The sequence below is a fragment of the Streptomyces sp. NPDC052107 genome, assembly GCF_040680215.1.
Classification (GTDB): Bacteria; Actinomycetota; Actinomycetes; order Streptomycetales; family Streptomycetaceae; genus Streptomyces.
In genome coordinates this window covers 1-10,400 of the sequence record NZ_JBFAWG010000152.1, presented here as the reverse complement: position 1 = coordinate 10,400, position 10,400 = coordinate 1, and the positions used below count along the sequence as shown (strand labels likewise).

General features: G+C 69.1%; 9 protein-coding genes and 2 pseudogenes. 4 read left to right on the top strand and 7 right to left on the bottom strand.

Annotation, left to right across the window (positions count from 1 at the left end):
* The 3 genes and pseudogenes from AB0M27_RS44845 to AB0M27_RS44835 all read right to left on the bottom strand — a co-directional run.
* Positions 1–305, bottom strand: a pseudogene (locus AB0M27_RS44845) (IS5/IS1182 family transposase); the annotation flags it as partial.
* An 884-nt stretch (positions 306–1,189) separates the two neighbouring features.
* Positions 1,190–2,605 carry a C4-dicarboxylate transporter DctA gene (gene dctA, locus AB0M27_RS44840; RefSeq protein ID WP_365731630.1) on the bottom strand — a complete coding sequence of 472 codons (1,416 nt, stop codon included), beginning with the start codon at positions 2,603–2,605 and terminating at the stop codon, positions 1,190–1,192.
* Entirely contained in the window at positions 2,602–3,720 is a 1,119-nt protein-coding gene (locus tag AB0M27_RS44835) for a PrpF domain-containing protein (RefSeq protein ID WP_365731628.1), read from the bottom strand. Before AB0M27_RS44835 ends, dctA begins: the two co-directional genes overlap by 4 nt.
* A gap of 147 nt (positions 3,721–3,867) precedes the next feature.
* On the opposite strand from AB0M27_RS44835, the gene AB0M27_RS44830 reads away from it, so the two are divergent.
* Complete coding sequence (locus AB0M27_RS44830; RefSeq protein WP_365731623.1) at positions 3,868–4,773, top strand: LysR family transcriptional regulator; 906 nt, start codon at positions 3,868–3,870, stop codon at positions 4,771–4,773.
* A 414-nt stretch (positions 4,774–5,187) separates the two neighbouring features.
* Complete coding sequence (locus tag AB0M27_RS44825) at positions 5,188–5,778, top strand: hypothetical protein (protein ID WP_365731621.1); 591 nt, start codon at positions 5,188–5,190, stop codon at positions 5,776–5,778.
* A gap of 150 nt (positions 5,779–5,928) precedes the next feature.
* On the opposite strand, the gene AB0M27_RS44820 is transcribed toward AB0M27_RS44825, so the two are convergent.
* Positions 5,929–6,435: a hypothetical protein gene (locus tag AB0M27_RS44820; RefSeq protein ID WP_365731619.1), complete on the bottom strand. Its 507-nt coding sequence runs from the start codon at positions 6,433–6,435 to the stop codon at positions 5,929–5,931.
* Between the two features lie 70 nt (positions 6,436–6,505).
* Between AB0M27_RS44820 and AB0M27_RS44815 the strand changes: the two genes are divergently transcribed.
* Complete coding sequence (locus AB0M27_RS44815) at positions 6,506–6,841, top strand: DUF6233 domain-containing protein (RefSeq protein ID WP_365731617.1); 336 nt, start codon at positions 6,506–6,508, stop codon at positions 6,839–6,841.
* A 130-nt stretch (positions 6,842–6,971) separates the two neighbouring features.
* On the opposite strand, the gene AB0M27_RS44810 is transcribed toward AB0M27_RS44815, so the two are convergent.
* Together AB0M27_RS44810 and AB0M27_RS44805 are read right to left on the bottom strand one after the other, a co-directional pair.
* Positions 6,972–7,913 carry a Ku protein gene (locus tag AB0M27_RS44810; RefSeq protein WP_365731614.1) on the bottom strand — a complete coding sequence of 314 codons (942 nt, stop codon included), beginning with the start codon at positions 7,911–7,913 and terminating at the stop codon, positions 6,972–6,974.
* Between the two features lie 575 nt (positions 7,914–8,488).
* Positions 8,489–8,725 carry a hypothetical protein gene (locus AB0M27_RS44805; RefSeq protein WP_365731612.1) on the bottom strand — a complete coding sequence of 79 codons (237 nt, stop codon included), beginning with the start codon at positions 8,723–8,725 and terminating at the stop codon, positions 8,489–8,491.
* A gap of 76 nt (positions 8,726–8,801) precedes the next feature.
* Here AB0M27_RS44805 and AB0M27_RS44800 point away from each other — a divergent pair, with 76 nt between their 5' ends.
* Positions 8,802–8,936, top strand: a complete 135-nt coding sequence (locus tag AB0M27_RS44800) for a hypothetical protein (RefSeq protein ID WP_361993345.1) — start codon at positions 8,802–8,804, stop codon at positions 8,934–8,936.
* Positions 8,937–9,574: 638 nt separating this feature from the next.
* Here AB0M27_RS44800 and AB0M27_RS44795 read toward each other — a convergent pair.
* Positions 9,575–9,823: pseudogene (locus AB0M27_RS44795) on the bottom strand (transposase); the annotation flags it as partial.
* Between the last annotated feature and the right edge of the window lie 577 nt (positions 9,824–10,400).

Genomic DNA, 10,400 nt, shown 5'->3' with positions numbered 1-10,400 from the left:
CAGGCGATGCGGGGCTTGCCGGGATCGGTGTAGTCATGCGCGGTGCACTTGACGGCCGCGACCTCGGCGGCGTGGGGGACCTCGCGGATCACCGCCCGGACAGCAGCGATCAGCTGGGTGACGGTGTCCTGGGTGGCGACCGCGTCGTCCAGCACGGTCGAGTCCAGCGCCCGCCGGTGCCTGCCCTTGAGAACGCCGGTGGCCTTCACGACCTCCCGCACCGCCTCGAAGACGCGGTTCGGCCGGGCCGAGCGGGAAAGACGGCGACGGAAGTAGGCCAGCAGCGACGGGTCGAAGTAGCCGGACTCGGAGACGTTGAGCATTCTCGTTGCCATCTGCACGGACATGCCCTCGCCTGGCATCACCGTCACGGCCTCGAAGCGTCTTTTGGGGGCACCTTGCCCATGAGCTTGGCTGCCCGGCGGTGGATGGCCAGTTCCGCCTCCAGTTCGGCGATCCGCCGTCGGGCGGCTATGAGTTCCGCCTGGTCCTCGCTGGTCGGCCCCGGACGTTGCCCGGTGCCGATGAGATGCTGACGACGGCAGACATCTGTTCATTGATGCCGAGGTCGTGGGCGACCTGCCGGATCGGCCGACCGGCGTTGACGAGATCAAGGACCTTACGGCGGAACTGGGGCGGGTAACTGCGGGGCAAGAACTGCCTTTGAGTGGCTGAAGCATCAACTGTCGAGCAAGCTGACTCTGCAGACCCGGCGCACTGTCGGCGACCCCACCGTGGAGTTGGCCGCTTGAAGTCGCCGCGCGCAAGGGGATTGACAGTTGCCGCCTTTTCATCCGCGGTGTGTTGAGCCGTGGTGGCCAGGAAGTCGAGGACGACCTGGTTGAACTCCTCGGCCCGCTCCGCAAAGCAGTGAAGTTCCGTCCTGCGAGCCGTGATCAGCTCGCGAAGGTCCGGTTGCGCATCCTTGGCCACCTGATGCACCTCCCCCAGGCTTGTACGGACGGGCGCCTTGCTCACGTCGGGGAATCCGTGGGTCTCTGATCACCTAACGGCAGACGGTGCGGGGGTTCAGCGCGCGTTCGCCGGACTTGATCAGCGGTTGGAAGACGGTGGTTTACCGGAGGGCCAGACGTTCCTGATCAGGTCGGACGATCGAGTACGACGTCCTGGTGAGACGTGGGAGGGCCGGCTTGGAGCATCTGCGCTGGGCCGGCCCGCCCACGCAATATCAGCTTGCGGTGGGGACCGGGTCGCGGGTTGGTTCGGGCATCGCCTCGGGTGCGGGCGTCTGCTTCGGATCGGGCTCGGCTGGCACCGCAGAAGGAACAGGAGCAGGCGCGTAGGGGATCTCGCCGCCCAGGACGGCCTTGGCGCGGTCCTCGTCGAGCTCGCCCTCCCAGCGGGCGACGGCCAGGGTGGCAACGCCGTTGCCGACCAGACTGGTCAGGGCGCGGGCTTCGGACATGAACCGGTCGACGCCGAAGATCAGCGCGAGGGCGGCGACCGGGACGTGGGGGACGGCGCTGAGGGTGGCGGCCAGGGCGATGAAGCCGGAACCGGTGACACCTGCGGCGCCCTTGGAGGTGAGCAGCATGACGGCGAGCATGGCCAGCTGCTGGGTGAGGCTGAGGTGGATGCCGAGGGCCTGGGCGAGGAAGACCGAGCCCATGGTCAGGTAGATGGCGGTGCCGTCGAGGTTGAAGGAGTACCCGGCGGGCAGCGTGATGCCGACGACCGGTTTCGAGGCGCCCGCGTGTTGGAGCTTGGCCATCATGCGTGGCAGGACGGGCTCGGTGGAGGAGGTGCCCAGGACGATCAGCAGCTCTTCCTTGATGTAGCGCAGGAAGGGCAGCAGCCGCAGTCCGTTCAGGCGCATCACGGTCCCGAGGACGACCAGGACGAAGAGGAGGGCGGTCAGCCAGAACGAGCCGACCAGCAGGGCCAGGTGGCGCAGGGTGCCCAGGCCGTAGTTGCCGATGGTGAAGGCCATGGAACCGAACGCGCCGATGGGGGCGAGCCGCATGATCCAGCGGATGAGCGTGAAGAGGACTGTGGAGAATTTCTCGACGCCGCGGGCGATGCTCAGGCCGGCCTCTCCGCTGGCGTGCAGGCCGAAGCCGAACAGCACCGACACCAGCAGCACCGGCAGGATCTCGTTGCCGGTCAGGGCGCTGACCAGGGTGGCCGGGATGGTGGCGAGGAGGAACTCGGCGAAGCCCTCGTGGGCCGTGGTCGCCTCCGGCGGCAGGCCCTTGACGGACAGGGTCGAGAGGTCGATGTGCAGACCGCTGCCCGGCTTGACGACGTTGACGACGACCAGGCCGATCACCATGGCCACGGTGGTCAGCACCTCGAAGTAGACCAGAGCCTTCAGGCTCACGCGGCCGACCGCGCGGGCGTTGCCCATGGAGGCAATGCCATGGACGACCGTGCAGAAGATGATCGGCGCGATGAACATCTTCACCAGCGCGATGAAGCCGTCGCCGAGCGGCTTGAGGTCAGCGCCGACGGACGGCCACAGCCCGCCCACGGCGGCGCCGAGGAGGACGGCGATCAGGCACTGGACGTAAAGGTGGGACAGCATCCGGCGGATGCGGCCCGGCGGTGCGGTGACGGTACCCGGGGCGGCGTCGTTGCGGCTCATGCGGGGCGTCCTTCCAGGACGGGAACGAGGAGTTCGGCTCGGGCGATACGCCGGGCGGCGCGGTGCAGCAGCACCGTGGGGGACGCGCCGTCCGGTGCGGGGACGGCTTGGGTGGTGACCACGCCAGCGGGGGTGCCCAGGCGCAGCGTGCCGTCGGCGGTCTGCCGGGCGACGCGGTGGGCGAGGGTGCCAGGGGTGGCGGCGGCCGTGGCCAGGGCCACGGCGGAGGTCAGGCCGATCGCCGGGTGCGGGGCGTGCATGGAGACCATGCGCACGGCCAGGTCGTACTCGTCCTGGTTGACGAGCATGCCCTGTGTGGTGCGATAGAGCGCGGGTCGGGCGACGACGCCCACCTTCGGCACCGCGTAGCTGACCGGGTCGCCCTCGCGGGCCAGGCCCATGGCCAGCGCTGCCTGGCGGCGCAGCAGAGTCAGCGCGGGCACTGCGGTGGCGAACGCGGTGAGGGATTCCGTGCCGTCGAGGCCGAACGCCTTGGCCTCGAACAGCGCGGCCGGCGCGCCCGCGTCCACCAGGGATGCCTCGACGGGAGCGTCCGGGCCGGTCAGCTCGTCCAGTGCCCGGCCGGTCGGCAGAGCCCGGCCGGTCGTCGAGCCCGCCGGGTCCTGAAACCCGAGCAGGACCGGCACGCCCCGTGCCGAGGTACCCGGCACCACGGCCGTGCCCTCCTCCGGGGCCACGCCCTCGGGTGTGGGGATCGTGCCGGTGAGGCGGGCCCCGGTGTTGACATTGAGCATGCGGACCGTGGTGGTGTCCGACGCGATCGGCACGAGATCGTGGTGGACGGCGTACAGGGCCACGGCGGTGGCGCAGTTGCCGCAGTTGCTGGCCCACTCCACCCGCTCGTCACCGATCCCGACCTGCGCGAAGGCGTACTCGACATCCACACCGGCCTGGGCCGACGCCTGTACGACGGCGGCCTTGGAGGTGGTGGAGGAGGCGCCGCCCACGCCGTCGATCTGGCGGGGGTCGGCGGCGTTGAAGGCAGCGAGCAGGAGGGCATCGACGTCCACGCCCGTGGCGGCCACGTCGCGGTGGTCGAATATCCAGCACTTGCTGGTTCCTCCGCGGATCATCTCGCCCTGCAGACGCAGCACAACTGACTCCTCACAGACATGGAAAGGGGAGGTCCACCGACGGTCTCGCCGTGCGTGGTGTCCTCCACGGTGGGTTACGGCAGCGTGAAGTACAATCTCGGAAATCTGCATGGCTATTAAGCTGAAGTGAACGCTGGAGGAGGCGGCATGCTCGACGTCCGGCGCATCCTGCTGTTCACGGAGGTCGCCCGGCGCGGCTCGGTGACAGCCACCGCCCGCGCCCTCAACTACACCCCGTCAGCGGTATCGCAGCAGATCAGCCGCCTGGAAACGGAGGCAGGCCAGCCCCTGCTGGAACGCCACGCCCGGGGCGTCACCCTCACCGACGCCGGACGGGCGCTGGCCGAACGAGGGCAACGGATCGAACGCGAACTGCAGGCCGCGGAAAACGAACTCGCCGACTACGCCGGCCTGCGCGCGGGCACCCTGCGCATCGGCACCTTCCCCACCGTCGGCGCCTCGCTCCTCCCGCAGGCCGTGATCGCCTTCCGGGACGCCCACCCCGACGTACGGCTCACCGTCCGCAGCGCCCGCATCGCCGGACTCTGGACCATGCTGCAGAACCGGGAGATCGAAATATCGCTGATGTGGGACTACGGCTGGAGCCGCATCGACCGGGAGGACCTCGTCATCACCCCACTCCTCGACGACCCGCCGGCCCTTCTCGTCAGCGACCACCATCCACTCGCCGGCCGTAACGCCGCCTCACTCGCCGACTTCGCACACGACCCCTGGATCACCCGCGCCGACCATCACCCGGTGGCCGAAGCCCTCGTCCGCGGCTGCCGCACCGTCGGCTTCGAGCCCCACATCGCCTACGAGGCCCACGACTACCAGGAAGCCCAGGCCATGGTCGCCGCCGGCATCGGCGTCGCCCTTGCTCCCACCCTGGCCCTGGAGGGCATCCGACCCGGCGTCAACGTCCTGCCCCTCCAGCCGCCGGCCCCCGTCCGCCGCATTCTCCTGGTTCGCATGGCCGACCACTCGCTCACCCCGGCCGGCCTGACCTTCGCCGGACTCCTCCGCGACGCCGCCGCGGCCCGAACACTCTGACGCTGACACCGAACCACGCCCACCGGTCATGGCACCGTCGCGCTCACCGCTGAGAACGCGTACCGCGTACCACCGGCCTACTGTAGGGATCACCGCACGTCACCACCCCCTTCATGTCCGAGATCGGCGCCCAGCCCCGCGCCACCGCCTGGCCGGGCACAGCAGATCAACCCGACCGGCAGCCGCTGCTCACTGGCCGACCTCTGAAACCCTTGTTCAACAACCGATCGGTTCCCGAACACCGACCAGCTGGGTGCCCTGCACCGAGCACAGGTGTCCGGGAACGACGTTCAACAACGCGGACCTGGCGTCCCAGCGCTCAGCGGCGGTTGCGCATAGTCCCGGCGTTCGCAGCGTCAGCGCGCGGTCTCGGAACCGCGGGCCCAGGGCCGGTACGGTCCCGAACTGCGCGAGGTGCTACCCGCGTTCGTCGGCCTCGGCCTGGCCGTGCTCGTGCCCGTCCCGCTGCTCGTCTGGCTCTACCGTGCCCTCGGCGTCGGCGGCCTGGTGCTGGGCGTGGTCCTGGTGGCGGCCGCCGCGACCGCGGGCCTGCGCGTGCACCGGGTGGTCGTCCGCCGGCGTGGCGGCCGCTACACCGCGGCCGAGCTTGTCCGGCTTGATGACCAGGGGCTGGCGGTGGCGGCCGCCAGGATGCTGCGGCGCGACGGCTGGAAGGTGGTCGGCCTGACCGCCCGCCAGGGGCGGTCGCGTCTGTACGCGCGGGATGCCCGTGGCCGTGAACTCGATGTCGCGTTCCGCCCGGTGGCGACGGCGGACGAGGACGAGAGCGCGACCGTGAGCTGGCCCGCTCCCCTGCGGGAGGCTGGCCGGCCCGGCATCGACGGCCTGATCCGGGTCGTGGTCCACCGGGGTGGTTACAGTCGCGCGGACGTGCTCTGGCCCTCCCGCCAGGGCGGCGTCCAGCTCCTCAACGGCCTCCAGCTGCAGCGCTGGGCGGACGGCGCCACCCTGGACGAACTGGGCCTCCCGCCGCAGCGCGGGTGACAGCCCGTTGTGACTGTTACCCCTCCTGACCTGCGAGAGTTCTAACCCGCGCGGACGCCCAGCTGTCGACGGTGCCGTGGTGGCGGTCCACCTGTCGGCGGGCACGATTGGGTAGGGGCGGTGGGCCATGATCCCCAGCTTGGCAGAGGGCTACGGCTCGGTCGGCCAGGTCGTCAACACGGTGCCGGTCTCCTCGTCGGTGAGGGTGACCCGCGGCGCCGGCATGCCGCTGTACTCGCCGATCCAACGGCTGAACTTGCTGCGCGCGGTCTCCTCGTGACCCCACCAGCCGTGCTGTACGGGCTGGCCCGCGGAGGTGAGGAGCAGGTGGTAGTGGCCGGGCTCATCCATGAAGCTCATCGTGCCAGCCGCCCAGCACAGCTCGGCGAGGATCCCCTCGATCGTGGTCGGCCCCGTCCACCGCGGCATCGTCGCCAGCGAATCATCCCGGCACAAATCCACCCAACGATGACCTTGCCTCGGGAAGAGGATGGAGCGGGAGGTACGGCAGTCCTGGGTCATGCCGCACGCCGTGCACGGCAGCGTCCAGTGCAGGGCATAGCGGGCCCTCATCTCCGCGCGGGACGGTTCGGCCGGCGCGGGATCCAGGCGTGCCGGATCCACAGCGTGGCGGGCCAGCAGCTCGTTGACCGTCAAGCATTCGATCTCCACTCGACCCCTCTGCCCGTCGCGTTGCGGGGACACACTAGCGCCTAGAATCGAACATGTGACCGACCTGCCGCCCGACCTGCCCCGGCTACGCACCTTGGAGACATGGCTCGCCCTGACTCTCGACCGAGTGCGGCGGCAGATCGCCGACCTCGAACGCCGCGAGACCGCGCGGCAGCATGGCGAGCAGGCCCGGCCGCCGGCGCCGGACTGGATGCTGGAGCTCGGGCTCAACCGAGACGCTGTGCCGGTGTACGTCCATGCAGGCAGCTGCTGGAACGCCGGAGGACGCAGCAAGGGTGTCGATCGGTCGACCGCGCTGCGGGCGCTGGCCGAGGGCGTCGCGGCGTGCCCGCACTGCCGGCCAGACTCGGAGCTCAGCTACCTGGAGTGATGATTCATCCGTGCCACCGCCTGACCGCGCTGTCGGCCAGGCATGGCTTGACGGACCGCTCCTGCCGCGGGGCTGTTTGCTCAACCCGTATGGTCCGAGTAGCCGCACTGCGCTCGGGGAAAACGCAAGCTCAGCGGAGCGTAGGCGCCCCTAAGCTGTGTGGCCGCCGACTGCTCACCTTCTTCGCAGCCGTCTTCTTCGCCGTAGTCTTCCTGGCAGCCTGCTTCTTCGCGGCCGCCTTCTTCTTCGGCTTGGGCAGCTCGTGCACATCGGCCGGACCGGCGCCCTGGGCGCGGGAGGCCTTGGCCTTCTCCACCGACTCGTTCAGTGCGGCCATGAGGTCGAGGACCTGGGCCGGCTGCTCGGGTTCCGGGGCCTCGGGTAGCGGCTTCTCCTCGCGTTTCGCCTCGATGATCTGGGCGATCGCCTCGGTGTAGCGGTCCTGGAACTCTGGGCCCACCAGCTCGTCCACCGTCATGGTGTCCATGAGGGCGAGCGCGCCCCCGATCTCCTCGTCGGACACCTGAACCGGCGGCGGAAGCAACTCGGTGGGGTCGCGGATCTCATCCGGCCAGCGCATGGCGTGGAGCACGAGGACGTCGTCGCGGACACGGAGCAGGCCGAGTCTTTCCCTGCCGCTCCATGCGTACTTCGCAACGGCCACCTTGGCCGAGCGGCCGAGGGCCTGGACGAGGAGCTTGTACGGCTTGGCCGCGACCGGGCTGGACGGCTGCAGGTAGTAGCCCTCCGCGATCCGGATCGGATCGATCGACTCCAGCGGCACGAACGCATCGATCTCGATGGCCTTCGCCGTCGGCAGCGGCAGGTTGCTCAGATCCTCGTCCGTGATCGGGATGACCTGCGTCTTCGACAGCTCGTAGCCCTTGCCGATCTCCTCCTGGGAGACCTCGCGGTCCTCCAGCTCGCAGATCTTCCGGTAGCGGATCCGGCCCTGGTCGGCCAGGTGGTACTGGTGGAAGTGGATCGAGTGGTCCTCGGTCGCGCCGACCACGTTGATCGGCACCGTGACCAGGCCGAAGCTGATGGCGCCGGTCCAGACGGTTCGGGGCATGGCAGACCTCCGCAGTAGCCCCGAGCACCACCAGCCTAGGAACGCCGCAGGCGTCCCGCGTCTCGGGGAAGGCGCGGTGGGCTGAGGCGAGTGGCTGCCGGCTGCGCCCACGGTGGGTTTGCCGAGCGGGTCACCACCACGGCGGCGGCTGAGCGGAGCGCCCACGACGGGCTCGGCCACATCGCGGCAGCTGCTGCTCCCCCCTCGGCCACTCCCGGGCGTGCGGTCTCCTCGCGCTCGCGCGGTCGTGACGGCGGGAGTGCAGCAAGTGGCCCAACTCCGGCGGCTCGACGGCATCCAGGCTGGTACTGCTCCCCCACTCCGCCCGTAATCAGCCTGGTCTCCGTCACAACCGAGCCGCCGCAGACGGCAACGCTCGGGCCACGTATACCGCCAACACAGGCCGTGTTCTGAGAGAGGGCGATTCGCCAGTTAATGCCCGTTTCGGGGTTGGGGTTGGGTGAGGTCGGCTGGTCGCGGGCTCGTGGCCGGGTTACGGGCGGGCCGGGTGAACAGGGCTCGGTCTCGGTGAGGATGCCGCGGCTGACCAGGCGCTTGAGCTTGGAGCGGAGCTCCTAGAAGGCGCCGGCGAACTTGAAGGCCTGGTCGACGAAGATGTGGTGCGGCCATGCCGTGCCGATGTTGTGGACCTCGTACTCGCCGTTGCTGAGCTTCACGACACGGTCGACGACGCCGCCCGTATAGGCGGAGGTCAGCGCAGCTTCCGTTGCCTTAGTCGCTTCGGTTCCGATGACGAGCGTCCCTTCCCCCTCGGTGTAGTTCGCCGGGATCTGCCCGACTTTCTTGTCCACGGCCTGGGAACCCTGCTTGAAGGGCATTGCCGAGGAAGTTGCAGATACGCCGCCAGTCGGTTGCACGGTGACCTTCGTGGCTGTGACGATCGCGCTGCTGGTCCACCCGAGTACGAGGACGGGTTCGCCCTTTGCAACGGCACTCGCCGTGGCCGAGCTCGTCCCCTTCCGGTATGTCGTGGAGGACGCCTCGTCGACGGTGACCGTCTGACCTGTTGCCGTCGAGACTGTGAAGGTCGACTTGGATGTGCTGGCGACCGTGCCGACCACTCCCCCGGGCGCAGGCCCAGAGCGGGCGTTGGATCCCCCACCGGAGGCTCCGGGGCGGCCAGGGAAGCCGCTCCCTCCGGGCATGGGGTGCCCGGCCGCGGCCGAGGGGGACCCGCTCGTTGCCGAGGGAGAGGAGTTGGCACAGCCGGCGGAAAGTCCGATTGCCGCACACAGCAGCGCAGCGGTTCCGATCCGTCGACGGCTTGTGTTCGACAGCGATCGCTGTACGGCGCCGCCTGAACTTCCAGCGACCGACGGCCCTGACGTCGCGGTCGTCTCGTGGGGGCCCTTTGAATCGTAAGCGGTCATGATGGCGTTTCTCCTAGTCAGGCAATGTCCACGCAGAGAGTGACAGCCGTTCCTGAGAGGAACCTTTGACCGCCCGCCGGCCCCCAGCTCCGCGAGCCTCGCAGGCGCCCTGCCAGGGTGACGCCGTGGCCGACTACACGATCAGAAAACTGCCAGCGGGGACGACTTGCCCGTGATACGCGGAGACCTCAATACGGTCCTTCAGCCTCGATCGCTGGTTTGCGAAACAGCCGAGGGGGAGGGCGACCATTCCTTTCGCACGGGCACGACCACGCCGAGTCGTATCCACCCATCGCGGCGGCTTCGGATCGTGATGGCCGAGCACGTCGTGTCGGCAATCGCCTCATAGGAACAGCCGAAGCGCAGCAGTCGCAGCATCTTGTCGAAGATGATCCGGTCGCTGATGCGCCGGCGGTGGCAGCCGAGCGGATGGTCCGGATGGAACTCCGGCCGCGCGGGCAGCAGCGCCACGAATTGCTCCCAGAGCGGTTCGGTCAGCCATGATGGAAGCGCGGGCACAGGTCTCCCCAGTGATCACAGAGCGTCGCAACTCCATGATCACCGGGACCTGTGCCCGTTCTGCTGCCGGGGGTCCCCAACCACACCTATCCGCGCGACCTCTTACTTATTGCTGGGGCAACTGCTCAGAGCCTGTCGGCCATGCATATGAGGCCGCTGTGGTTGATCTGAAGGAGTCCTGTCAACGTGGAAGGTCGACAGTCACCGAGACTTCGGCGTCATACCCCACGGCACCGCCGTGTCGGGCCTGCACTTGGAGCAGGCCGTCACCACAGGCTTGGGTGTCCTCGTCTACGGTTGGTTCGGAAGCAGGTAGCCACCTGGTGCGAGGCGTGGGCCCCGGTGGGCCCACGCGTCTCAGGATGCTGCTGAAAGTTCTTCAGGAGCAGGGGTGGAGCGCACGGGCCGGATCACGCAACCCGCGCGCAGCCGTGAAGCGGTCACCACCATGCGGGACACCGCCTCCCCCACCAGCGCGTTCGTCCGCGAACGCTGCACCACCGGACCCACGTGCATCGCGCACTTGCGATAAGCCGCTTACTGCCGCTGTCACAAACGGCCGCTCAGAAACGGCCAC

Excerpts from the sequence above, each read along its gene's own strand:
- dctA (WP_365731630.1), bottom strand. The coding sequence starts at position 2,605 with ATGAGCCGCAACGACGCCGCCCCGGGTACCGTCACCGCACCGCCGGGC.
- AB0M27_RS44810 (WP_365731614.1), bottom strand. The coding sequence starts at position 7,913 with ATGCCCCGAACCGTCTGGACCGGCGCCATCAGCTTCGGCCTGGTCACG.
- AB0M27_RS44830 (WP_365731623.1), top strand. The coding sequence starts at position 3,868 with ATGCTCGACGTCCGGCGCATCCTGCTGTTCACGGAGGTCGCCCGGCGC.